At 43.5% G+C, this 25846-nt stretch carries 15 protein-coding genes and 1 pseudogene; 15 read left to right on the top strand and 1 reads right to left on the bottom strand.

What is annotated here, in order from left to right; all coding sequences use genetic code 11:
• The first annotated feature begins 646 nt into the window (after positions 1-646).
• The 15 genes and pseudogenes from HMPREF0999_RS05695 (at position 647) to ltrA (ending at position 24543) form a co-directional block, all read left to right on the top strand.
• A complete protein-coding gene (locus HMPREF0999_RS05695; RefSeq protein ID WP_009275417.1) occupies positions 647-1552 on the top strand; it encodes a hypothetical protein in 906 nt (301 codons plus the stop codon).
• Positions 1553-1939: 387 nt separating this feature from the next.
• The gene (locus tag HMPREF0999_RS05690; RefSeq protein WP_005860201.1) at positions 1940-2506 is read left to right on the top strand and encodes an RNA polymerase sigma factor; all 567 of its coding nucleotides are present in this window, start codon (positions 1940-1942) and stop codon (positions 2504-2506) included.
• 399 nt (positions 2507-2905) lie between these two features.
• Positions 2906-3910, top strand: a complete 1005-nt coding sequence (locus HMPREF0999_RS05685) for a FecR family protein (RefSeq protein ID WP_034535482.1) — start codon at positions 2906-2908, stop codon at positions 3908-3910.
• A 223-nt stretch (positions 3911-4133) separates the two neighbouring features.
• The gene (locus HMPREF0999_RS05680; protein ID WP_005860198.1) at positions 4134-7697 is read left to right on the top strand and encodes a SusC/RagA family TonB-linked outer membrane protein; all 3564 of its coding nucleotides are present in this window, start codon (positions 4134-4136) and stop codon (positions 7695-7697) included.
• Between the two features lie 20 nt (positions 7698-7717).
• On the top strand, positions 7718-9547 hold the full coding sequence (locus HMPREF0999_RS05675) for a RagB/SusD family nutrient uptake outer membrane protein (protein WP_009275415.1): 1830 nt from the start codon (positions 7718-7720) through the stop codon (positions 9545-9547).
• Between the two features lie 13 nt (positions 9548-9560).
• On the top strand, positions 9561-10403 hold the full coding sequence (locus HMPREF0999_RS05670) for an endonuclease/exonuclease/phosphatase family protein (RefSeq protein ID WP_005860194.1): 843 nt from the start codon (positions 9561-9563) through the stop codon (positions 10401-10403).
• Between the two features lie 35 nt (positions 10404-10438).
• Entirely contained in the window at positions 10439-11353 is a 915-nt protein-coding gene (locus HMPREF0999_RS05665; RefSeq protein ID WP_005860191.1) for an endonuclease/exonuclease/phosphatase family protein, read from the top strand.
• 449 nt (positions 11354-11802) lie between these two features.
• Positions 11803-12345, top strand: a complete 543-nt coding sequence (locus HMPREF0999_RS05660; RefSeq protein ID WP_009275414.1) for an RNA polymerase sigma factor — start codon at positions 11803-11805, stop codon at positions 12343-12345.
• A 75-nt stretch (positions 12346-12420) separates the two neighbouring features.
• Positions 12421-13404, top strand: coding sequence for a FecR family protein (locus tag HMPREF0999_RS05655; RefSeq protein WP_009275413.1), 984 nt, complete (start codon positions 12421-12423; stop codon positions 13402-13404).
• A gap of 142 nt (positions 13405-13546) precedes the next feature.
• Positions 13547-16987: a TonB-dependent receptor gene (locus HMPREF0999_RS05650; RefSeq protein ID WP_009275412.1), complete on the top strand. Its 3441-nt coding sequence runs from the start codon at positions 13547-13549 to the stop codon at positions 16985-16987.
• Positions 16988-17005: 18 nt separating this feature from the next.
• On the top strand, positions 17006-18670 hold the full coding sequence (locus HMPREF0999_RS05645) for a RagB/SusD family nutrient uptake outer membrane protein (protein WP_009275411.1): 1665 nt from the start codon (positions 17006-17008) through the stop codon (positions 18668-18670).
• Between the two features lie 263 nt (positions 18671-18933).
• The gene (locus HMPREF0999_RS05640) at positions 18934-20616 is read left to right on the top strand and encodes a hypothetical protein (RefSeq protein WP_009275410.1); all 1683 of its coding nucleotides are present in this window, start codon (positions 18934-18936) and stop codon (positions 20614-20616) included.
• Positions 20603-22036 carry a DUF3863 domain-containing protein gene (locus tag HMPREF0999_RS05635; protein WP_005863528.1) on the top strand — a complete coding sequence of 478 codons (1434 nt, stop codon included), beginning with the start codon at positions 20603-20605 and terminating at the stop codon, positions 22034-22036. Before HMPREF0999_RS05640 ends, HMPREF0999_RS05635 begins: the two co-directional genes overlap by 14 nt.
• A gap of 7 nt (positions 22037-22043) precedes the next feature.
• A pseudogene (locus tag HMPREF0999_RS05630) lies at positions 22044-22247 on the top strand (beta-glycosidase); the annotation flags it as partial.
• Between the two features lie 643 nt (positions 22248-22890).
• Positions 22891-24543 carry a group II intron reverse transcriptase/maturase gene (gene ltrA / locus HMPREF0999_RS05625; RefSeq protein WP_009275190.1) on the top strand — a complete coding sequence of 551 codons (1653 nt, stop codon included), beginning with the start codon at positions 22891-22893 and terminating at the stop codon, positions 24541-24543.
• Here the strand turns inward: ltrA and HMPREF0999_RS05620 are convergent.
• Positions 24484-25833, bottom strand: coding sequence for an arylsulfatase (locus HMPREF0999_RS05620; protein WP_232306299.1), 1350 nt, complete (start codon positions 25831-25833; stop codon positions 24484-24486). The genes ltrA and HMPREF0999_RS05620 overlap by 60 nt on opposite strands.
• Between the last annotated feature and the right edge of the window lie 13 nt (positions 25834-25846).

Raw genomic sequence — 25846 nt, 5'->3', positions numbered from 1 at the left:
CCTAATCTTTTTTGCACTATAAAAGTGTTTTGTAAGGTCATTCCATAAACTTTAGGGTAGTAGTCTTCGTACTGTTTGATGGATTGCCATCTTGATTTCTTCCTTAATAATCAATTATAATTAAAGAATATATCATATATTTGCCTAGCTAGTAATTAAGACAGAAAAGCAAAAGGTAAAAGCATAGGTTTTTATCTACTTATTCTTTCTTTGTTGGTAGTAAAACAATGATAAAATAGAAAACGTATGGATTATTATAGACTAAAATATTTTTAAATACGTATATTTGCGACAATAAAAGGCTTTTAAGTTAGAAGCCTTGTGTTGCGTGCGATATTTGTGCGAGTTGACAGAATCCGCTAAATTTTTCAACTTTAGAGAAGCGCAAAGAAGGCCCCGCAACCCTTTACCGAATATACGTGTTATCTATGCTGTTAAAGTATGGATAAGATTATTGTATATAGATAAAGGGGGGCGTGCGGCTGACTTTACTCTAATGTGGGTTTTTAGCGGAACCTTTGTCAACGTAATGTTCAGCCAATCGCCCTTTCTTTATTTTATAATGAAAGGCCAGCTCTTCAATATAACGCCAAATAACGCCCTTTTTAAAGATAAATAGTATAAGTTTTACTTTAATCAAATAGTTATGCCTGAGTTTATTACTATTGAAGAAGCCGCTTGTATCACCGGCTTTCCATCTGAAGAAATCCAGCAATGGGCGATATCTAAAAAAATAACATCTTACGTCGTGAAGCAAGGTGTTCGCCTAGTCGATCTGACCAATTTACGTGAATTTATTTCCCATATCGAGCGTATGGGAATACAAAAGCTATACCTGCAACTTATCATCCAAGACAAGGAAGAAGAGATAAACGAGATCATCTCCCAATTCGATGATTACCTTTTCTGCCTGCGATCCCTTAAAAACATCTCTCCCCTACTTAAACTCATTATCGCCGAACTATCAACATTCATACACGACAAGAAAGACCGACTTATCTTTACGGAAATAACTTCCGGAGCCAAGATAGAAGACGTAGCCAAACGTTGTGGTATATCCTACGACGGAATCTGTCGCCGATATAAGGTCATATCGCTCCGCTTGCAAGAAAACATGGGCTTCCTGACCGAATACAAGAAAACAATCACGAATCAAGACCTTGAGATAGAACGTCTGTGGATAGAGAACAGGAACATGGAATACGAATTGAGAAGATTATATAAAAAGGCGCTCCAAAACGGTCTATGTATCGAATCTCCCCGATCACTTACTCCCGTTCCCTTAAATGCCGCGAAACGGATATGCCAACCCATTACCCGTCTCACCTTAGCGCCCTATATCCGTAAATGCCTTACAACCTTGAATATAGAAACCATAGAAGATATTCTACGTTACGCCCTCAAAAACGGACTCGATTCTTTATTAGACCTTCCCGGCTTTGGTGCTCTTGGTTTGGCCCAACTGAAATTCCAACTCGAAAAGCATAAGATAATCGATAAAACCGGACATTCCGACCTTTATCAATATATCATTTGCGAAGCGGATAATTAGTGAGGACATTCTTTGTCCTCAAGTAGAATTTAACTAGATTTCAAGGATACTCATACTGTATTTACATTTTTTTGTATATTTGCGATATGTAATGATGCTTGTTTATATTTGGATATTTATTAGTAACCTTGTACTTGGTTCTGATGAGACCATGTCTTGTTTATAATATAAATATCTAAATAACAACCATCTAGTTCGTTTTTTCTTTAGTTCTCCACTACCATCGGTAATTTTACTATTTAGTTATCCGCTGATTATCTTTATCTTATCATTCATATCATCTACACTAACCGACATAGTTTCATCAGAACTCATGTATATGAAAACTGCAAATATGCAGAAAGGAGATAAGATTTGTATGGCGTGGATATGTAATATATATGTAATATGAAAGTGGATGGACATTTGCTTATAGATCTGAAGAATGGAGATGAAAAGGCTTTTGAGACTCTATTCTGGAAATATAATGAGCATGTATATCATTTTATTTACTCATTACTATATGAAAAATCTATGGCAGAGGACTTGACCCAAAACGTTTTTCTTAAGATTTGGGAGAAGCATGAGACGATAGATGTGGAGCAAAACTTTGACGCCTATCTATTCACCATCGCCCGTAACTTAGTTTATAAAGAGACAGAGAATCGGCTACTCTCCGAGAAACTGACGGAAAGCCTACAACGACAGCTATCAGATGTTGATTCGCTTATGGAAGAGCGAATTGATGCGGAGTCTTTACGGGAATATATTAATAGCTTGATAGAAGAATTGCCGTTGTCCCGTCGGGAGATATTTCGTTTGAGCCGTCATGAGCATTTATCCTATAAAGAAATAGCGGAACGCCTCTCTATCTCTGAAAAGACTGTGGAGACACAGTTGAGTAGGGCTTTGCGTTTTTTGCGAGATCGACTTTCTTCTGATGGCTTTCTTTGCCTTATAACACTCTTTTTATAGTTAATAAGCATTAAATATCTTGTGGTTTGTAGGGGTAGATAGTTTTATCGGATATACGTATGTATATGATTGGAGTGGAAAATGTATTTGTCGATTGATTACGGATATAAGACTATTCAATATTTGCGTGACAAACGATGATAAAGAACTAATAGCCTTGGGCTGGGATGATGATTATCATCTGTATTGTTTTGATCAGTCAAAGGTTATGTCGGTTTGGTAGTGAAAAACATTTACTCTATTGAAAATCCTTTTCGTAACCGTACATGCGAAAAGGAACATCGACCGTTTACTTATGAAGGCGGAAAATAAGTATGATATTAATTTGTGTTAAATCACGGATCTCTCGATTTTTCCGTGTAAGGGTAAAGTTCTTTTTCGGGATATACTTATTACACGATGAGAAAAATGCATACACATATCGAATTATTGGATCGCTTCATGAGTGGTAAGACTTCACCGGAAGAAGAGCGAACTCTTTTGGCGTGGTTTAGAGATCCCGATCATAAGGAAGAGATCATGGCTTTTTATAAGTCTAGATGGGAAGAATCTTCCGGGAAAAAGCTTCCTCCTAAGCTACAAGGACAGATGTTTTGTGAGATTAAAAAGCGGATAAGACAAGAGAAGAAAACTTTGGAGATAAAGAAGAAACCGCATACCTTATGGAAGTGGCTTTCTTATGCGGCGGTGGCTTTAATATGTATAGGCCTTGGAATTGGCTCCCATTGGTATAATATGAGACAGGTTCCACCACCTGATCCATTGGATTATGTGGTGTTGGCAGATAATGGGCAACGTGCTAGCGTGGTTCTTCCTGATGGGACGAAAGTATGGTTAAATTCGCATACTAAACTTAATTATAAGAGTGATTATGGCGTGAAAGAAAGATCAGTTTCTTTATCTGGTGAGGCTTATTTTGAAGTTTCGAAAGATACATTGCGTCGTTTCTTGGTAAATGTGGGGGATATGGAAGTCGAGGCGCTAGGCACAGCTTTTAATGTGAAGGCGTATGAGGAAGATGACGAGGTGGTTACGACCTTGTTTGAAGGCAGTGTACGAACAGCGGTTGGAAAAGAGTTTGTGATTCTGTCTCCGGATGAGAGTGCGGTTTTTAATAAGTCTAGTCATATATTATCTGTTAATCACCCGACAAATGCTTCTTATGCCCGTCTTTGGCGTACGAATGAACTGGCCTTCTCTGGCGAGTCGTTGGAGGAGATCGCAGTATTGTTGAATCGAATGTATAATGTTGAAGTTCGTTTTTTGTCCAATAAGATTAAAGGCTACAGTTTCTCGGGGGTGATCCGGAATAATAGTCTGGATAATGTATTTGAAATAATAAGCCTTACGGCTCCGATTACGTATGTGTCGGTAGGTGATACTATTTATTTAAATGAGAAATAGGAAGTTGAGTGTTAACCTAATAAAGAAGAAGCCTATGAGATGAGCTAGATGATTGTAGTAAAAAAGAAGAAAGGCAAGGCCCTTCTTCCTCTTAAGCAAAATCACTTGTATATAATATCTTAAAGGAAATAACTAGCCGGTTATAAATAAGATAGAATATGTAAATGATTTGCTTGTAAAGTTACCTGTTTAAAATCTATGTATTATTAAAAAACTTTTAAAAATGAGTAATTTCAAGCACTCTTTTTTCCGGACACTTTTGTATGCCCAATTATTGTCGGGCTTTTCCGGAGTTGCGATTGCCGCCCAGATATCGTTGTCGGTAAAGGATAGACCGATGCGGGAGGTTATTAAAGAATTGGAGGAAACGACTGAATATCGTTTTTTCTATAATGATGGGATCAAAGGTCTGAATTCTCCGATCTCTGTTGACGTGGAAGATGCGGATATTAATGCTGTAATGGATGCGATAGCAAAGCAAGCGAATGTGGCTTATGTATTGAAATCGGGTCATCAGATCGTTTTATCATCGGTAAAAACTGTTCAGCAACAAGGTAATAAGAAAGTTACCGGTACGATTACAGACCCGAAAGGGGAGCCAATCATCGGGGCGAATGTGGTCGTGAAAGGATCTACCAATGGTACCATCACGGATATAGATGGTCATTTCTCTATTGAGGTAACTCCGAATGCGATACTTCAGGTTTCTTATATTGGTTATGTGGCTCAAGATGTTCCGGTAGGCAATAAAGATAATTTGGTTATATCTATTCATGAGGACACGCAGAAGCTGGATGAGGTAGTCGTGGTGGGTTATGGTTCCCAGAAAAAAGTGAATTTGACCGGTGCGGTAGAGCAAGTGACTAGTGATGTATTCGAGGGGCGTCCTACGGCTAACGCTACTCAGATGCTAGAAGGGGTTGTCCCGAACTTGAATATTTCCTTGTCTGATGGTAAACCGGGGCGTACGGCGGATTTTAACGTACGTGGCGCCGGTTCTATCAATGGGGGTAGTGCTTTGGTGTTGATTGATGGTGTGGAAGGAGACCCTTCTATGTTAAATCCGAATGATATTGAGAGTATTTCCGTATTGAAGGATGCTGCCGCTTCCGCTATTTATGGCGCACGTGCTCCATTTGGCGTGGTTTTGATCACGACGAAGAACGCTACGGAAGGTAAGCCGAAGGTGACATGGTCTTCTAGCTATTCATTACAATCACCACAGAATGTGCCGGATGTAGTTTCCGATGGTTATATTTGGGCAAAGCATTTTTATGACGCTTATTTTAATTACAATCAAGCGAATCCTTCCGGTATCAACAAGACACAGCAATTTTCCGTGGCTTGGCTGGATGAGTATAAGCGCCGTCATGAGACGGGCGATTTCGGGACGGTGATCTCTGATGGCTCTATCGGTACAAAAGGCCGTTATGTGTATTATCCGGAAGGAACCGACTATTATGATCTGATGTATAAGAAGAGTGTCTTCGCGCAGAATCAAAATCTTTCCATCTCGGGTTCCGACGGGAAGTTTGATTATTATTTGTCAGGACGTTTCTATAGTTACGATGGACTTTTCGATAGCGATGAGCAAACGGATAAGTTCAAGACCTATAACATGCGTTTCAAGGGAGGTTATCAGTTAACTCCTTGGTTGAAGATCAACAATAACTTTGAGTTTTCCCATAATAAATACTACAATCCGATTACCTATTCGGAAGGTTCTGGTGTGGTATGGAGAAATATCGCAGACGAGGGACACCCGTCATCGCCACTGTTCAACCCTGATGGTACGATGACTTATTCTGCCGTCTATACCGTAGGCGATTTGCTTTATGGACGTAGCGGTATTACGACAAAGAACTCCAACTTAAAGAATACTACGACATTCAATGCTAAGTTCTTGGGTGACCGTTTGCGTGTGAATGGTGATTTCACGTATCAACAGAAGACGCAAGAGAAGACCAAGAAACAAGTACGTTCACCGTATGCACGGTCGGTTGATGCAGATGGGGAAAGCCAGATCGAACATATTACGGGTACCTATTCCAATTTGGCAGAGACAACTGATCATACGAACTATCTAGCAACGAACCTTTTCGCAGAGTTTGAGGAAACTTTTGCCGAGAAACATTATTTCAAGGCCATGGCTGGATGGAATTACGAAAAATCTACTTTCAAACGCATCTATGCTTATAATGATGACTTGTTGACGGACGACGTGGACAACATGAATTTGGTGATGGGTACTGATAACCGGAGTATTACCTCACAATGGAAGGCTTATCAGTTTGGCGGCGCTTTCTTCCGTTTGAATTATGCCTTTGATGATCGTTATCTGTTGGAGGTAAACGGACGTTACGATGGTTCCTCCCGCTTCCCGAGTGATGAGCGTTGGGCTTTCTTCCCCTCGGCTTCCGTGGGTTGGCGAATCTCGCAAGAACCTTGGTGGAATGTTAAGTCCGAACATATCTCTAACGCTAAGGTCCGGTTTTCTTGGGGCTCTTTGGGCAATGCGGCCGGATTGAGTAATTATCAGTATATCCAGACATTGGGTATCAGCAAGTCTGATTATATTCTTGACGGTTTGCGGCAGAATTATATGTCATCTCCGGCGGCTCTTCCCGGCAACTTGACGTGGGAAACCGCTACGACGTATGATATAGGAGCGGATTTAGGATTCTTTGATAATCGTTTGACCGTAAGTGGAGATTATTATATCCGTAAAACAACAGATATGATCGTGAATGGTCCGACCGTGCCGGATGTGTTCGGTGCTTCTTCTCCGAAAGGTAATTATGCGGATATGTCTACTTATGGCTATGAGTTGTCTTTGGAATGGAGAGATGGATTTGATTTAGCTGGTAAGCGATTTAATTATAGCATCAAGGGTACATTGGCAGATTACTATTCAGTGATCGATAGGTTTAATAATGCGAATAAGTCATTGAGCGAGTATGCGAATCAATCACTCGACAAGAATTATTATGAGGGGATGCGTATCGGTGAGATTTGGGGATTTGTATCCAATGGTTTGTGGCAGGACCAAGCCAGTATCGATGCGGCTGAGGCTGCCGCGAAAGCTGCGGGACAATCCTATTATAATCCGCTCATGCAAACATCGAAAACCTATAAGTTGTATCCGGGTGATATTAAGTTTGAAGACTTAAATGGCAACGGTTATATTGATCGTGGACAGAATACGGTAGATGATCCGGGCGACCGTAAGATCATCGGTAACGAGGAGCCTCGTTATATTTATAGCTTTACGCTTTCTGCCGATTGGAACAATATCTGGGTGAGTGCTTTCTTCCAAGGAGTGGGTAAGCAGGATTGGTATCCGTCTAATGAAGCCTCTACGTTCTGGGGGCAATACAATCGCCCGTATAACCAGATGCCTTCTTGGCATGTGGGAAACTATTGGACTCCTGAGAACCCGGATGCATTCTTGCCTCGTTACGCTGGTTACTATGCGCCTTTCTATGGAGGTCATAAGAACGCTAACACGCGCTATTTGATGAATGCGGCCTATCTACGCTTGAAGAACATACAGGTTGGCTATAATTTACCGTCGGAATGGATTAAAAAATTGCATTTGACAAATGTGGGAATTTACCTTTCCGGGGAAAATCTCTTTACATGGTCTCCGCTTTACAAGTATTCCAAGGATGTCAATGTATCGAATATCGGTGAATCGGATAAGGACTTGACCTCCAGCAATAGTGGTGATGGATATAATTACCCGATGATGAAGTCGTTCAGCATCGGCCTGAATGTTACATTTTAAAGAATAGGAGATTATACGAAATGAAAAAGAATATACTATTAAGCGGTCTGGTGGCACTTTTGGCTGTATTTTCGGGGTGCGAGATGAATGAGGAACCAAAGTCGGAGGCTTCTGTGGATATGGTGTTTAGCTCCGAGAATGGTTTGAAGACGTATACGTACTCATTTTACAATGTCTTGCCTTCCCGAGGAAGCGCTTTCCGGCGTGATGCTACGGCAGATTATGGGGTGAAAAATTCCTTGGGTGGTATGGAGGTTGGCGCTTATACTACGAATAGCGCGACGAGTTGGTCATGGTCCGCTCTTCGTAATATAAATTTCTTTTTGGAGAATAACGTGAATGAGTCACTAAGCACGACTATCCGTGACAATTATAATGGTATCGCACGCTTGTTCCGTGCTCGCTTCTATTTTGATAAATTGGTACAATATGGCGAGGTACCTTGGATTGATAAGGTATTTAACGAGGCTGAAGACCCGGATCTTTATAACCTGCGTGATACACGTGATGTGATTATCGGGCATATCTTGGAGGATTTGGATTATGCGTATACGAATATATTGGAAGAGGATGTCACGCATAATTCAACGATCGTAAATAAATGGACAGCTGCCGCTTTCAAATCTCGTGTTTGCTTGTTTGAGGCTGCTTGGCGTAAATACCATGCCGCTGACCAATTGGATATCGCTCGTACGGGATGTACGGAATATTCGGCCAAAGATTTATATAAACTAGCGGCTGAGGCGGCTAAGGAAGTTATGGATAACGGACCGTACAAACTTTATACTTCGGGTGCTTATAGCGATGGCCGTGGAGCGTATCGCGAACTTTTCATTGCCGATAAGGCCGTTACCACGGAGGTAATGATGGCTATCGAGACTGACAAGGTGTTAGGACTGGGTGAGCAGAATTGGTGGTATAATTCCTCTACTTACGGACCACACTTATGCATGAGCCGTAAATTTATGCTGTCATACTTGAATGCGGATGGTACGCCTTATGTCGAGAAAAAAGCGGATGGAAGCTATAAGAATTTCGTGGAGGAGACAACAGGACGTGATACCCGCTTGAACCAGACGATCCGGGGAGCGGATTATACCCGTAAGAATGCTTCTGGTGTTTATGAGCCGACCGCGGCTAATTTTACGGGACATACATTGACGGGATATCAGTTTACGAAGTTTGCCATGGATGACGTGGCTTACGATGATGCGGCTACGAATGATAATGACATTCCTATCATGCGCTATGCTGAGGTTTTGTTGAACTATGCTGAGGCTAAGGCTGAATTAGGCGAACTGACTGATGCGGATTGGGCGGCTACGATAGGTGCGCTTCGTTCTCGTGCGGGAATTACGGGAGGCACACCACAGACAGGTACATTGACAACCCGTCCGTCATCCGCAGAGCCTTATATCGCTTCTTATTACCCGACGATCTCTGATCCTTCCTTGTTGGAGATCCGTCGCGAACGTGGTATTGAACTTTGTCTGGAAGGTTTGCGCCTAAATGATTTGAAACGTTGGAATTGTTGCGATCTTTGGGTGAACGATCCTTGGGAAGGTATCTTTATCCCATCACTTAACCAACCGTTGGATGTGAATGGCGATGGTAATTATGATGCCTATTTCTATGATACGGATAAGATCGCTGATGAGAAGTATGCTGCGATTGGTGTCTATGTGGGTACAAATAAGAGTAATGTGCTTAACGTGAAGCCGGTTCAAGGAGGTTATTTGATGGAGTATAATTACGCCGGACGTAGCTGGCCGGCTCGTCAGTACTTATATCCGATACCGGAGGTAGTAATTCAGTTCAATACGAATCTAAGCCAGAATCCGGGCTGGTAATCAAGGGGGTATCATGAGAAACTTAATTATAGTGTTTATCTCTTTATTTACTTTCTGCATAGGGATATCCGGACAACAGAAGTGTAAACTGAACGTGGGTAGTTTTAACCTGCGGTATGATAATGAGGGGGATAAGGATGATTCATGGGTACACCGCAAAGACATGGCGGTATCTTTGGTTCATTTCCATGATTTTGATGTCTTTGGGATTCAAGAAGGGTTGATTCACCAAGTGAAGGAATTAGTGAAAGATGATACGTACACGTATGTCGGCGTAGGCCGGGATGACGGAAAAGAGGCTGGGGAACATGCCGCGGTTTTATTTAAGAAAGATCGGTTTAAATTATTGGACTCGGGAAATTACTGGCTGTCGGAGACACAGGATAAGCCTTCTTTTGGCTGGGATGCGCAATGCCGGAGGGTTTGTTCTTGGGCGAAGTTGAAGGATAAGGTTTCGGGAAAGGAATTTTATTTCTTCAGCGTTCATTTTGACCATATCGGTAAGGTGGCACGTCATGAGTCTGCTTTGATAATGTTGGCTAATATTAAAAAGATAGCGGGGGATTCCCCTGCTATCTGTGTAGGTGATTTCAATGGTACGCCGGATTCTGAGCCTATACAAATACTGAAATCCGATGGTTTACTGTTGGACTCACGGGAAATCTCAAAAACACCACCCTATGGGACGGTAGGAACGACAAACCAATTCAATTTGAATGCCCCGATGAAAAACCGGATTGACTATATTTTCGTCACTAAAGGTATTCAGGTAAATAAATATGGGACTTTGAACGAGTGCCAGTATGGGCATTTCTCTTCGGATCATTTCCCGATAATGATAGAGGCAGAGTTCTAATTTATTGATGTGGATTTAATTTTATGATAAAAGGTATGAAGAAGCTAATTTATTCTTTTTTATTTGTCCTTTGTTCCGTATTTGCGTTACAAGCGGAGTCAATGGTAGTAGCCACCTATAATTTGCGTAATGCGAATGCGGGAGACTCGACGAATGGGAATGGCTGGGGACAACGTTATCCCTACATTGCCCAATTGGTGCAGTTCCATGGTTTTGATATCTTTGGGACTCAAGAAGGTAAATATCATCAGTTGCAAGATCTAAAGAATGCGATGCCCGGTTATGATTATATCGGGGTAGGACGTGATGATGGTAAGCAAGCTGGTGAATATTCTGCCATATTTTATCGTACGGGAAAGTTCGAGGTGCTCGATCATGGGGACTTTTGGTTGTCTACGATAACCGATCGCCCTAATAAGGGATGGGATGCCGTTCTTCCCCGTATTTGCACATGGGGTAAATTTCGGGATAAACAAACCGGCTTTACTTTCTTGTTCTTTAACTTACATATGGATCATATTGGTGTACAGGCCCGTGCGGAAAGCGCAAAACTTATCCTTAAGAAGTTGAAAGAATTTCCGGAGAAGCTACCGGCGATTCTAACAGGTGATTTTAATGTGGATCAACATAATGAATCCTACTTATTACTGGACAATTCCGGTATTATGCGGGATTCTTATCAGATAGCGGATTTCCGGTATGTACCCAACGGCACGTTTAATGCCTTCCATGCGGATCGCAAAACAGACAGTCGTATCGATCATTTATTCCTTACGAAAGAGTTTGATGTGAAAAAATATGGTGTCTTGACGGATACATATCGTTCGGAAGCGAAAGATGCGAAGAATGAGCAAAATGCGAATTTTCCGAAGGAGGTCTCCATGCAAAAACATGTAGCTCGTGTTCCATCTGATCATTTCCCTGTGATGATTGTAGTAGAAGTAAAATAATTCAAACATAAGATTCATGGTAAAAGGGAAGTGTCGTGAGATATTTCCCTTTTTATTTGCTGGGGAGTAAAAGGGAAGATGATCTTATATGAAAAGAATGATAAAATAATCAATCAAATAATAATTTTCCTACTTTTGCGTCACAGGAGATTTGTGGAAAGGCAGGATTAATTTCTTGTAAAATATCCTTCTGAGATCTATTTCAACTGAGTCTCGGCAAGACTATGGTTTTGTTGATAAACTGTAAATTATTCTACCACATATATTTATAATCCAGTTCTCCTTTTCCTGAAATCTCAGATCTCTTTACTAAGCATCTTTTTAAACTTCGGTTACAAACTGAATTTGTTCGCTTTATATCTTCGTTCTTCTTTTTGTTAGCCATAGTCTTGCCGAAACTCTTTTACCTGTAAAGACGATTGTGAATATTCATGATAAATGAAGATTATATGCAGGAAGTTCATGCCGATAAGGTCTTAATGCTAGCGATCGGAAATAATGATTATATCAGTTATAATAAACTGTTTGATCGTTATTACGGGCGTCTTTGTCAGTATGTGTATAGTCTATTGATGGATAGAAATGATGCGGAGGATGTTGTTCAAGAGCTTTTCTTGAATTTATGGAAAAATAGGGGGAGAATAGAGATAAAGGAAAATGTATCAGGATATTTATATCGGATGGCTAAACATCTGGCCTTGAACTTTATCCGATCAAAGGTGCAGACGGGAAGTTTATCAGAGAATCAAGACTTATTACTTCTATCCTATGAGGATAATCAACTGGAAACAGAAGAGTTTAGGATCGCTCTTTATGATTGTATAGACCATTTGCCGGATCGGAGTAGAGAAGTGTTACTTCTTCACAGGGTAAAAGGATTGAAGCAGAAAGAAATATCGGAGAAACTATCTATATCCGTGAAAACAATTAAAAATCAAATATGGATGTCTTTACAGAAGTTGAAGGAATGTCTGGAGATGAAGGAGGTATAAAATAATGAGAAAATTTTCAAGGTTCGTATAGGACCTTTTTTTATTTGTGGTGTCATTTAAATAAAGACTAGACTCATGGAGAAGAAAAAGCAAATAGGAGAACACATCGTTGACCATTTATCGGAGAGGATGAATGAAGAGATCGTGGATCCGGTTCTGGATGAATGGTTGGCTGAGGATGAGTCTAATCAAGAGGATTTTAAACGGTATAAAGAGATCTGGAAAGAAACAGGCTCTTATCTGGAGCAAGAAACTTTTAATGCTCAATACGCATGGGATAAGATCGATCGTATCAATAAGGAGAGAGATAATAAGCGGAAACGCTTGGTGAATATCGGATATATCATTTCAGGAGTGGCGGCTACTTTATTGCTTGTCCTCGGGTTTTCGAAAATGGGAGTATTTGATAAACAGCCGGAAATGCTGGTTCGAATGACCGCTGATTACGGAAGCCGATCGGAGGTGGTCTTGCCGGATGGTTCCGTTGTTAAGCTGAATTCTGGATCTGATATTACGTATTCCTATAACGCGAAGGAGAAGATCCGGGAAGTGAATTTCCAAGGAGAGGGCTTCTTCGATGTCTCGAAGAACAAGATACCGTTCGTGATCAAGATGAGCAATGGATTACGCTTAAAGGTACATGGAACTTCTTTTAATTTGCAAGCGTATACGGATGAAAAAACAGTTGAAGCCTCGTTGGTGGAAGGCTGTATCGAGTTGGATCATGGGAATGATAAGTTGTTAATGAACGCCGGTGACATGGCGATTTTCGATAAGCAAACCAACAAGATGAGACCGATATCGGGTGTGTTATCTCATTCGTACAGCTGGCTGGAGGATAAACTCTATATGGATCATATGTCGTTGGCTTCCGTCTGCAAATATCTGGAGAGGAGGTACGATGTAACCATCCATCTTCAAAAGGATTTGGAGAATAGTATACATTACGATGGAGTCATACAGGAGGAAACCATAACGGATATATTGGGCGTACTATCCCGATTGAGTGATATAAGTTATAACGTGAAAGGAAAAAATATAAGTATAACCTCTAAATAAAGTCTGCCTATGAAGTAAAGAACAGGAATCGCATGAATACACATGAAAAACGGGAAATGCTGGAACATTCCCCGTCATCTTTTTGATCATTAAAATTAGTGCTCGTAACACTAGTGTTAACAAACAATCGAATTACAAATATATGAATTTTTGGAATATAGCAAGGCCGGAAGAGTCTCCGGTCCTTAAAAAAACTTTGTCTATTATGAGATTGACGACATTATTCTCTATCGCATGTTCACTTCAGATCTCGGCCTCTGTCTATTCGCAAGAGACAAAGTTGTCTTTGGACGTTAATAACCAGACAATAAAGGAGGTTCTTTTCAAGATAGAGAAACAGTCTGGCTTCCGTTTTATCTACGAGAGCGAGAAGGTTAACCTGAATAAGAAAGTATCTGTACATGTGAAAGAGCAGACGGTGGAAACCATTTTAAAGCGTCTTTTCGCAGGGGAAGGCGTAAAGTATGAGATTACGGAGAATAATTTCATCTTGATTAATCCCTCTACAAAAAACGAGAAAGCCGCCCCTTCCTCACAAGCCGTTTTGCAAAAGAAGAATTTAGTGCAAGGTGTAGTGACCGACGAGAATGGTGAACCTATTATTGGCGCGAACGTAGTTGAGAAAGGTACTACCAACGGAACGGTTACGGACCTTGATGGAAAATTTACGATGGAGGTATCGGAAAACGGTGTCCTTCAAATCTCTTACATCGGATATGCCATGACGGAATTGCGTCCCGGCAAGGAAGCGAATTTGAACGTGAAGTTACGGGAAGATGCTTTGCAAATGGATGAGGTTGTAGTTGTCGGTTATGGTACGGTAAAAAGAGCGAACTTGGGTGGTGCCGTATCTACGGCCGACGCGAAAGCGTTTGAGTCTCGTCCGGTTCAGAATGCGGCTCAGGCTTTGCAGGGAGAGGTACCCGGTTTGACGATTACACGTGCCGGAGGCGCTCCGGGTTCGGACATGACCATGAAGGTTCGTGATGTCTCTTCTATCAACGGTGGTACTCCCCTTGTTTTGATTGATGGAGCGGAGGGAAACATTAATATGATCAATCCTTCCGATATCGAGAATATTTCCGTATTGAAAGATGGTACGGCCGCTATTTACGGTGCTCGTGCCTCGGATGGTGTTATTCTGGTGACAACGAAAAGTGGTAAGCGCAATCAGAAGACATCTGTTGCTTTTGATGCATATTACTCTATTAAGACTCCTGCGTTGTTAAGGAAACCGGCGAATCTATTACAACATGCGGAGATGGCCTTGGAGATCACGGATGGATCATTCACTCCGGAATACACGAGAGACCAATTGGAATTGATCCGGCAGAATAGTGATCTGGTATTGCCCGATGCGGAATGGGGGCGTTGGACCGGTTATCCGCAATTCTTCAAGGATCAAGACTGGAATGATATGCTTATTGGCAATGGTAATATGCAGAATTACAATGTCAATATCTCCGGCGGTGGAGAGAGATACTCGTATATGTTGTCTTTAGGCCATCAGCGGGAGGAAGGTATCCCTAAATTTGGTGAGGATGTGAACAAGCGTTACTTCGTACGTGCTAAATCGAGCGTCGAGATCTTCAAGAACTTGACTTACGATCTTAATTTAGCTTATGAGGCAAGCAACAGGGACTATTCCTCGGGTTTGACGGAAGGACAAAATATATGGGAACTGATTTATAAGACTCGCTCTTGGACTCCGATGTACAATCCGTCGGGAACTTTCTATACATTCGAGGGTTTCGATAATCCGGCTCAAGTATTGGAAGACGGGGGTATGGTGAATAAGACTACAGGTAATATAACGGTCAACAACCAATTACGCTGGAAAGTGATCGACGGATTACAATTGGTGGGGCAAGCCGTGATCCGTAAGTATGATCAGGATGAGAACGTGACGAACAAGAAAATCATCAATTACGATTGGGATAATAACGAGGTTCGGGAGAAACGTACGCCGAATAGTGCGGAGCGTCGTTACCAGAAAACTTTATCCAAGAACTTCACGCTCTATGCCGATTATAAAAAGAACTTCAATGACCGGCATGATTTAAGCGTGATGGTCGGTACTTCCCATGAGTCTGAGAACTATGATCGGTTCACGGCGAAGCGTATTAACTTCGACCAACAAGAAAATATGTCTTTGCAATTGGGTAGCGCCCAAGATCAAAACGCTTGGAGCGAGGGAAATCAGTGGACGATTAATTCTTTCTTTTCCAGAGTGAATTATACGTTTGCCAATAAATATGTCATCGAAGGAACGATCCGTGCGGATGGTAGTTCCCGCTTTGATCCGGATCACCGCTGGGGATGGTTCCCGGGTGTAAACGCGGCTTGGCGTGTCGGAGAAGAGGGCTTCATGAAACGGTTAGGTTGGTTCGAGGACTTGAAGGTAAGGGCTTCTTACGGAGAGATGGGTAATCAGTCCGGTATCGGATTGTATGATTATATTCAATTGATCTCTTTATCGAACGATTATTATCCTTTCGGGGCTGGCATGAAAGGACAGATGGCTACGTCTGGAAATATTATTTCTACCTCTCGTACATGGGAGACGATCCAGACAACCAATGTGGGATTTGATTTCTCGACGCTCAATAACCGTTTATATGGATCGTTCGACTACTTCTGGAAAGAGAATAAAAACATGCTTATCCCGAAGACATATCCTTCCATGTTAGGTGCGGACGCTCCGAGCACGAACAGCGGACATTTAAGTATTCATGGATGGGAAATCTCTCTAGGCTGGAGGGATCAGATCAAGGATTTCAGCTACTCGGTTCGCTTTAATATCAGTGACGCGAAAAACAAAGTCGTGGATCGGGTTGGAAGTAACCTGATCAAATTAGGTAATAACGAGACTCCGACCGGATATCCGTTGAATTCCTATTTCGGATATGAATTTGATGGAATCATCCAGAATGAGCAAGAATTGGAGGCGTATAAATCTCGTTTCTCGGAAGGGGGTATCCCGGGTGACTTGAGCGTAGGTGACGCTATGTACAAGGACTTGGATGGAGACGGGAAGCTATCCGTATTAGGTGATGGTAAAGAAGGCTCCGGTGACGTGAAATACTTGGGTGACAAGAACCCGCGTTATAATTTCGGCTTTAACTTGAGTATGGCTTGGAAGGGATTCGATTTGAGCGCTTTCATACAAGGAGTAGGCCGTAGGACGATGTTCTTGGAAGGGGAGAGCCGGTGCCCGATGCCAGAGGCATGGTATCAATCCGCCGAGTATTGGTATGGAAAAACTTGGACCCCGGAAAGAACGGATGCCCAGTATCCGGCGATCACGTTGAAGGATAAACGAAACTACAATTATTATGTATCTACGAACACGAAGTTTAACGTTGCGTATGCTCGTTTGAAAAACTTGCAGTTCGGTTATACGATCCCGCAGACTTTGACCTCGAAGGCCGGTTTGCAGAAGGTGCGGGTGTATTTTTCCGGCGAGGATTTATTTGAGGTACATAACACGCCAAATGGTTGGGACCCGGAGGAGAACAGCGGTAGCATTACTTCCTATCCGTTTACCCGTAATTATTCATTTGGTATAAATGTCGTATTTTAAAAATTAAAGCGAAAAGTCATGAAAAACTATCGGATAATATTGGGAAGCTTTATTGTTTCCGCTTTGTTCTTGTCAAGTTGCCAAGATATAGACCTGTTGCCAAAAGATAATATGCCGGACGAGCTATTCTGGAAAACCCCGGATGATTTCGAGAAAGAGGTCAATTGGCTCTACACACGTACCGAGACGTTCGGCACGAAGGATACGGATAGCGATATCGCCTATGAGTTGAACGAGAATACGACGAGTAACGGTACGTTGATCGCCCCGAATACGGATGCCCTATGGGACTCTACTTTCATAGACCTGCGTCAGAGCAATATGATTATCGAGAAGAGCCAGACGTACGAGGGCGATCCCTCGGAGATCGAGCGGTATGTGGCTGAGGCCCGTTTCTTCCGTGCTTACTCGCATTTTCGGTTGATGGCGAAATACAACGATATTCCTATCTTGACGAAGGTGCTTACCGTAGATTCCCCGGAGTTGTATGGTTCTAGGAATAAGCAACAGGAGGTGGAAGACTTCATCTTGTCGGAACTCAACGAGGTGTATGCTAAACTACCCTTGCAAAGTGAGTTAAGCTCGGATGAGGCGGGACGTGTAACCCAAGGCGCTGCCTTGGCGTTGAAAGCGAGGGTTGCCTTGTTTGCCGGGACGTGGGCGAAGTATCACCAGCACCGTTCGGACTATCAGCAGTTGTTGCAACAAGCGATCGATGCCGCTACAAAAGTGATCGATAGTGGTGAGTATGCTTTATATGAAGGCTCTGGTGAGGAGAGCTACCGCTACTTGTTTATCAATGCGGGCGATAATTCAAAAGAAGGTATCTTCGACAGTCGGTACGAGACGGATATCCGCCACCATAGCGACGCGTGCCCTGTATATTGGGGATGGCGAGGGACGCCTACCCGTAAGCTGGCAGATATGTATTTGTGTAAGAGTACGGGATTGCCAATTGAGAACGCTAATTCCGGATTTGAGGGATATGCCACGATCAAGAGCGAATACGAGAATCGTGATCCTCGTATGAAACAGACCTTCTTGATGCCCGGAACCGACTATATCAGTCCGCAAGACGGCGCCTTGACTTGCCCGCCGCAATTTACCATACGTCCCGAGACACGTACGGGTTATAAGTTGTGGAAATATATGGCGGAGACTTCCGTTCCTTCTGACAAGGATGTATATGATTATCACATCATCCGTTATCCGGAGGTATTGCTGATATTGGCTGAGGCCACTTACGAGAAAGACGGGGCGATCAGCGATGACATCTTGAACAAGACGATCAATGTGATCCGTTCCCGGAAAGGCGTGGAGATGCCTCCTCTGACCAACGCTTTCGTGAAGGGTAATGGGTTGGATATGCGGACGGAGATCCGTCGGGAACGTACGATCGAGTTAGCGTTCGAAGGCTTCCGCAGGGATGATTTGAGACGTTGGAAGACGGCTGAGACGGAATTGATAGGTGCCATAAAAGGTATTAAGCTGAAAGGTTCGGAATACGAGAACTTGGATGTCTTGAACGAGGGAAATCCCGGTTTGACAGACGAAAATGGTTTCTTGATTGTGGAACCGGCGGAGAATCGTAACTTTGTGACCCCGAAGCATTACTATTATTCCCTTCCGTTGGATGAGTTGTATCTGAACCCGAACTTGGCTCCGAACAATCCGGGGTGGTAGGGTAATGCCTTATATTCCGGTAAAAATGGCCTTGCACTGGTGTAAAATGCCTTTTTAGATCTAAGAAATGGCTTTTCACCCTCGCGAAGTACCTTTTAGATTTCTAAAAACGACTTTGCGCTTGTGAAATGCCATTTTTAGGTTTAAGAAATGGCTTTGCACCCTTGCGAAATGCTTTTTAGATCTCTAAAAATGATTTTACACCGGTGAAATGCCATTTCTAGAATATTTTATGAGAGTAAATGAATTTAAAATTGAATCGAATGTCATTCATAAAGAAGATAGGTCTTGTATGCTTTATCGTCTTCTGCTGTGCGGGATGCCGTAGCGCGGGAGAGAAACCGGTTGAGAGTGCGGCTGCTCCCCGTATTATCAACATCATCAATTTCATCCGCCAGACAGATTACCGGGTGGAGAACGCTGATAGTTTATTGTACGAGACGGTTTGTGAGCAAGTGAAATTGGTGAATAAATATGATTTACCGGCAACCTTCTTATTGCAGTACGATGCGTTGATCAACCCATTGTACCAAGATCTGTTGAAAAGTAAACTCAATGATCATTCCGAGATCGGCGCTTGGTGGGAACTTACGCAACCGCAGATCGAGGCCGCCGGGATCAAGTGGCGTGGCGAGCATTCTTGGGTCTCGCACGCGAATATCGCTTTCAGCACCGGATATACGAAAGAAGAACGGGAGCGATTGGTGGATGTCTATATGGCGAAGTTCAAGGAGATATTCGGCACGTACCCGAAATCGGTCGGCTCTTGGTTTATCGACGCGCATACCTTGGGGTATATGTACGATAAATATAAGATCGTGGCGTCGTGCAACTGCAAGGACCAAGTGGGGACGGATGGTTATACCCTATGGGGTGGTTACTGGAACCAAGCCTATTACCCAAGCCGGATAAACGCTTATATGCCGGCGCAGACCGAGGAGGGGCAAATCCCCGTTCCTATTTTCCGTATGCTGGGCAGTGATCCTATTTATCAGTATGATGATGGTCTGGGACAAGAGCGTCAAGGGGTGATCTCCTTGGAACCCGTGTATGAGAAGGCGGGCATGGATCGCCGCTGGGTGGATTATTTCTTGGAATCGATCGTGAACAAGCCTTGTCTGGCCTTCAATTATGCGCAAGCGGGACAGGAGAACTCTTTCACGTGGAGTAATATGAGCAAGGGACTGGAGATGCAGATCCCTATCTTGGACTCCTTGAGGAAGGAAAATAAGATCCGGGTGGAGACGCTGGGCGAATCCGGTGCGTGGTTCAAGGAATGCTTCAAGGTTACGCCGGCGACGGCTGTCACTACGTTGACGGATGTCCGTGGAGAAGGCAATAAGACGGTCTGGTTTAACAGCCGTTATTATCGGGCGAACTTATTGTGGGAGAAGGGAACGTTCCGCTTTAGGGATATCCATCTTTTCGACGAGAGCTATAAGTCGGTTTATCTGGAAAAGCCCGGAGACGGGAACCAGTTCCTATTCTATACGTTGCCGGTCGTGGACGGATTCATGTGGAGCGAGGGACTCGATCGTGCCGGGCTTCGGATCGTCCGATTAGACAAGGATGGAGATAAGGAGGAACTTTCCTTGGACCATCCGGTAGTGACGGAGATAGGCAAGGATACCTTGGTAGTTTCCGCCGAAGACTCAAAAGGCCATGCTTTCAAGATCACCTTCTATGAGACCCGCTTCGAGGTAGCCGCTCTGTCAAAGGAGGCGGATTTCTCATGGGCTTTAGAGCTAAAGGCTGCGGCAGGGAAGGAGCTACCTTTCACCGTTATAGAGGATAAGGCAGTCAACGCTAGCTTCGATGGTTTCAACTACGTGATCACCTGCGAGAAAGGCCATATAAGGAAACCTGAATCTGGTTCGGATTATGTCTTTAGGATATTTCCGTCGGATCAGGAAATAGTAATAGATTGTACAAATGCGAGAAAGTAATATGAATATATCAGTTTGGAGAAAATGGGTGATCGTATGGATGGTCGCTGTGCTCAGTGGTTTTCAATTAAGGGCGGCGGATCCTGTGGTCGTCCCGGCGAATACGGAACCGCTGACGATAGAAGGAAATCGTTTTGTCACCTTATGTATCATGATACGTACGACGCCTTGGGAAGTCTCCCGGGATGTCAAGTTACATCCCCGCGATGAGGTGGATTGGCATACGCTTGAGGGAGTACGTGCCTTGCGGGAGGCTTTCGCCACGAATAACCCGAACGGTCGTCTTACATGGGGATTCACGATGAATGCCTTGGAGGACGGACGGAAGAATTACCGGGAGATCCGTGATTATGTAGTGGAGTGCCAAAAGAAATATGGGGATGAGGTTACTTATTTCCCCGGTTATTTTCCTGCGATGTATCTACCCCGTGAGCGGGTAAACCGTGAGATGTCGGAGGCGATAGAGATCATTTCTAAAATGGTAGGAAATGGTTATCGTCCGCAGTCAATTATGGGAGGTTTCTTATCGGCCGATAATTTGAGATATTTGGCGGAGAAAGAGAACATCCATGTGGCGCACGCCGTGATCTGGAGCCAGCATAATATAGACGGTGGTGGTGCTGACGGTTCTCCTTCTTATCCTTTCTATCCCTCGACGGAACACTTCTGCAAGCCGGCGCAGGGAAAAAGCGATTTCATCGATTGCGTGAATCTGGATGGCTGGACGATGGACTTTATCTGTGCCCGCCGTAGCGGACAGACCGGACATGGTATCGATGGATACAACAGCCGTAGAGGTGTCGGCCCGATCGAGACGTACAAAGGTTGGGGGCTTGACTTGGGGCATCGTGAGGTGATGCACACGGAAGCGATTCACTTTGATAAAGGTCTTGAGTTGAATGGCTTTGGCTGGGTCGCCAATATCTGGGAGGCGCAGATGGTACATGAGTTCGGGAAGGATCTCATCTGTGATGCCATGAAGATGTGGGTAACGGGTACCAAGGAACGCTGGCCGGATACTCATTTCGTTACGTTCGGAGAATTTGGCGAACTTTGGAGAAAACAATATAAATCGAACGACGACTGGAACTATCGCTTCGTAGAACGTGGCTCTGGTTTGGGAGACTCTTATAATAATTTGGAGATAAAATGGTTTATGAATAAGGAATTCCGCTTGGCCTTATTACGTGATTGGCATACGAAAAATTCCCCGGCTTACGTCATCGACTTTACCCGCTATGATTTGCCGGCTCATGAACCTGCCGATCCGACCCCGACAAAACCGGCTAAGGATTGGAGCTTGATCAACAAAATCAACCAAAAAGGTCTCCGCCCGCAAGATAAGCCGGTCTTGATCGATAAGTTGGAGAAAGAAGATCAAGATTTGATTCGGAAATATTATCCGGAATTATTTAAATAGTTGGTTTATGAAAAAGATTACCGTTGTTTGTTTAGCTCTTTGCTCCTTTCTTTTTGGGGGAGATCTCTTCTCCGTAAAGGCGCAAATCCTAGAGAAGTTCACATTGCCTACTCCATGGACAGAGGAGGCATTGAAGGCTGAGATTCCTTTACCGGAATATCCGCGTCCACAGATGGTGCGTTCGGAATGGTTGAATCTGAATGGTATATGGGTGTGACCTGAAAAGTCACGTAATTGATTGTTAAACAGCAATGTATATTGCAAGATTTAACCCGCTGTTCCGTCAGCGGTAGCCTACTATAAGGTGCATCTCCAGTGATGGGTTGTGCTAAGCTTATAGGACAAAGTACACTTTCCGAAAGGACAAGACTGAACCGTGAGGGAACGTCAAGGGCGGTTAGTATCATACCGTCGAGTGGCGAGGCTGGATAGCATGGTTAACGTAATGTGAACTGACTTTAGCCGTCGTAAGGTTTGAAGGAGCGCAAGATACTTTAGCTCTCACCAAAAGGTAAGCAGTCGGATAACCCTCGCCCATGTTGGGGTTACACGGACATAGCACTGCCGGCGGACTTGGCAGAACCTAAACTATCCGTTTGTCAATTGCGTGGAACAGGGCAAGCCTGTATCTCTCTCGTAATAATGCGAGTAAGCGAACCGCAAGGCAAGCCGAATGGGGTGCAGGTATGAGATAACGAAGAAAGCGAATGCCGCCCTGTAATGGGGAGGATACGGATTGAACCAACATCACGAGTTAATGAGGGTAACATCATCCGACACGAAAGTGGGCAGACTTCCGTATATGGTAACTCTTTACAAGATAACTTTTAGAACTTTCAAAAGGAGGAAAGCAAATGAACGAGATTAAAACATCGTGTGCGCCTGCTGACAGCAGGAATCTGACTTGGGACGGTATGAACTGGTCTAAGTGTGAAACCTATGTCCGAAAGCTACAAGCGCGTATTGTAAAGGCTCAGAAAGAAGGCAGACATAACAAGGTGAAAACCTTGCAGTGGATGCTTACTCACTCTTTTTACGCCAAGGCATTGGCAGTAAAGAGGGTTACTTCCAACAAAGGGAAGAATACGTCTGGAGTAGATAAACAGCTTTGGGACTCTCCCAAGCGCAAGTACAAAGCAATCGGTGAACTTAGACGTCGTGGCTACCATCCACAGCCGCTCCGTAGGGTTCACATCAAGAAAAAGAACGGTAAACTCCGACCGTTGGGAATACCGACCATGAAAGACAGGGCGATGCAAGCATTATATCTCATGGCATTGGAACCGATAGCCGAAACGACAGGCGGCCGTTTTTCTTACGGCTTCCGAAAGAAGCGCAGGACAATGGACGCAATTCGTCAGATTGATACGGTTCTAAATCGCCAGCATTCCCCCGAATGGATTTTGGAGGGAGATATTAAGGGTTGCTTCGACCACATCAGTCACGACTGGCTTATTGAAAATATCCCTATGGATAAAACAATACTCAGAAAATGGCTGAAATGTGGAGCTGTATTCAATGGTAAACTGTTCCCGACAGAAGAGGGTACACCACAAGGAGGTATCATATCACCGACACTTGCAAATATGGCACTTGACGGACTTCAACCACTCTTGGCTGAAAGATTCAAAAGACGTTTCATCAACTATAAGACATTCCACTACAAAGTGAATCTTATCAGGTATGCGGACGACTTTATAATCACGGGTCGAGATAAGGAATTATTGGAAAACGAGGTCAAACCAATGGTGATAGAATTTCTCAAAGAAAGGGGTCTTACCTTATCCGAAGAGAAAACTACCATTACGAACATATACGATGGATTTGATTTCTTAGGTTTCAATGTAAGGAAGTTCGGCAAAAGGCTGTACACATCTCCGTCCAAAGATGCACAGAAACGCTTTAGGGCAAAAATCAGTGACATCGTTAAAGGACATAAAATGTGTAAGCAGGAATCGCTGATACGAATGCTCAATCCTGTGATAACAGGTTGGGGAAACTATTACCGATATGGTGCATCAACCAATGCTTTTCACGGTTGCGACAATCACATTTACAACCTCACAAAGAAATGGGCTTTACGTCGCCACCCAAAGAAACGCAAGTCTTGGGTTGCAGATAAGTATTGGCATGAAATTCGGGGGCGTAAATGGACGTTTGCATGGAAATATGAAACAAAAAGCAAGAAAGTGAACTACCTGACCCTTAAAAGGTTGTCGGATATACATTATACTCCGTACAAGCAAGTCAAGGGGGAGGCAAACCCTTTCGACCCGGAATACGATGATTATTTCTTTCAGCGAAAGGAGCAACAAATGCTGGAATCTCTCAAAGGACGTAAGTCACTCTTATATTTATGGAACAAGCAGAAGCGGACTTGTCCGTTATGCGGCAAGGAGATAGATTGTACAAAAGCATGGAACGTCAATGAAATATCTGTTGGTGGTTCAATTGTACGGCAACTTGTCCATAACAACTGCTACAAGCGAAATAAACGAAACTGTTGAAAGTATGAGCCGATTTCTAACAACAAATAGAAATATTGAGTTGCTTGAGCCGTATGAGGGGAAACTCTCACGTACGGTTCTTAGGGGAGAAGGGGGCAGTAATGCCCTTGACTTACCCGATGCCTGTTGATCTTTCTTTGATAACAAGGTTGGTAAGAAAGAGATTCCATCCGTCTTCTCGGGCAAAACCGTACCTGTAAGTTCTGCCAATGTCGGCATGACATCCCAGAATGCGCTTATATGATCCGATTGGGCTCCGGCCTTGATCGTACCCGGGCACCATGCCACCATAGGTATACGGATGCCTCCTTCATATACATCCCGTTTGATCCCCCTAAAAGGTCCGTAACTCTTGAAAAAATCGGGATCAGCTCCACCCTCATGATGCGGGCCGTTATCGCTGGTAAAAATCACGATCGTATTCTTATCCAAACCCAACTCTTTCAATTCAGCCATTACATCCCCCACGTATTTATCCAACCGGGAGACCATGGCGGCAAAGGAGGCCAAGGGCTTCTCCGAGGTGTTATAACCGCCATACACTTTATCAAACTTACCAATATAAGGAGTCTCCTCGAATGAGTTCTCGTACATCTTATAAATAGAATCATGCGGAAGATTCAATTCCGCATGAGGCAGCGTATAAGTAAGCATCGCAAAGAATGGTTGCTCCTTATGATCCCGGATGAACTTCAATGCTTGCTCATGAATCAAATCTTGTGAATATGTCTTGCAAGCATTGTTCTCGTTTTCAGGAAAAAGAACCTTCTCCTCATTATGCCATAAATGATCCGGATAGAAGGAATGCGACTGCCGTTGGCAATTATACCCATAAAACTCATCGAAGCCCATCTTATTGGGAATGGAGACAGAGCCCGGATTTCCCAATCCCCATTTACCAAAGATACCGGTCGTATAACCGGCCGATTTCATTAATTTACCCAACGTATAGGTATCTTCCCGCATCGGCTGTTGGCCTTCGGGCGTGATCTCCCGGTTTCCCCGGACTTGCGTATGTCCCGTATGCAATCCGGTCATCAAGGAGCAACGGGAAGGGGCACTCACCGTACATCCGGCATAATGCTGCGTGAACAACATTCCCTCCTTCGCCATCCGATCGATATTGGGCGTCTTGATAATCTGCTGGCCATAACAACCCACATCGCCATATCCTAAATCATCGGCAAGGATATATACCACGTTCATAGGACGCTCTGGAGTTTTTTCGCAACCGGACATTCCGACAAGCAGCAATGTCCCGGATATACATAAAGTCAATTGTGTTTTCATATACGTCATAAAA

This window comes from Parabacteroides sp. D25, from assembly GCF_000307475.1.
Classification (GTDB): domain Bacteria; phylum Bacteroidota; class Bacteroidia; order Bacteroidales; family Tannerellaceae; genus Parabacteroides; species Parabacteroides distasonis.
This window is presented reverse-complemented; position numbering and strand designations above follow the sequence as displayed.

Bases quoted from the DNA above. Each gene is read 5' to 3' on its own strand.
- HMPREF0999_RS05695 (WP_009275417.1), top strand. From the start codon at position 647: ATGCCTGAGTTTATTACTATTGAAGAAGCCGCTTGTATCACCGGCTTT.
- HMPREF0999_RS05690 (WP_005860201.1), top strand. From the start codon at position 1,940: ATGAAAGTGGATGGACATTTGCTTATAGATCTGAAGAATGGAGATGAA.
- HMPREF0999_RS05685 (WP_034535482.1), top strand. From the start codon at position 2,906: ATGAGAAAAATGCATACACATATCGAATTATTGGATCGCTTCATGAGT.
- HMPREF0999_RS05680 (WP_005860198.1), top strand. From the start codon at position 4,134: ATGAGTAATTTCAAGCACTCTTTTTTCCGGACACTTTTGTATGCCCAA.
- HMPREF0999_RS05675 (WP_009275415.1), top strand. From the start codon at position 7,718: ATGAAAAAGAATATACTATTAAGCGGTCTGGTGGCACTTTTGGCTGTA.
- HMPREF0999_RS05670 (WP_005860194.1), top strand. From the start codon at position 9,561: ATGAGAAACTTAATTATAGTGTTTATCTCTTTATTTACTTTCTGCATA.
- HMPREF0999_RS05665 (WP_005860191.1), top strand. From the start codon at position 10,439: ATGAAGAAGCTAATTTATTCTTTTTTATTTGTCCTTTGTTCCGTATTT.
- HMPREF0999_RS05660 (WP_009275414.1), top strand. From the start codon at position 11,803: ATGCAGGAAGTTCATGCCGATAAGGTCTTAATGCTAGCGATCGGAAAT.
- HMPREF0999_RS05655 (WP_009275413.1), top strand. From the start codon at position 12,421: ATGGAGAAGAAAAAGCAAATAGGAGAACACATCGTTGACCATTTATCG.
- HMPREF0999_RS05650 (WP_009275412.1), top strand. From the start codon at position 13,547: ATGAATTTTTGGAATATAGCAAGGCCGGAAGAGTCTCCGGTCCTTAAA.
- HMPREF0999_RS05645 (WP_009275411.1), top strand. From the start codon at position 17,006: ATGAAAAACTATCGGATAATATTGGGAAGCTTTATTGTTTCCGCTTTG.
- HMPREF0999_RS05640 (WP_009275410.1), top strand. From the start codon at position 18,934: ATGTCATTCATAAAGAAGATAGGTCTTGTATGCTTTATCGTCTTCTGC.
- HMPREF0999_RS05635 (WP_005863528.1), top strand. From the start codon at position 20,603: ATGCGAGAAAGTAATATGAATATATCAGTTTGGAGAAAATGGGTGATC.
- ltrA (WP_009275190.1), top strand. From the start codon at position 22,891: ATGAACGAGATTAAAACATCGTGTGCGCCTGCTGACAGCAGGAATCTG.
- HMPREF0999_RS05620 (WP_232306299.1), bottom strand. From the start codon at position 25,833: ATGAAAACACAATTGACTTTATGTATATCCGGGACATTGCTGCTTGTC.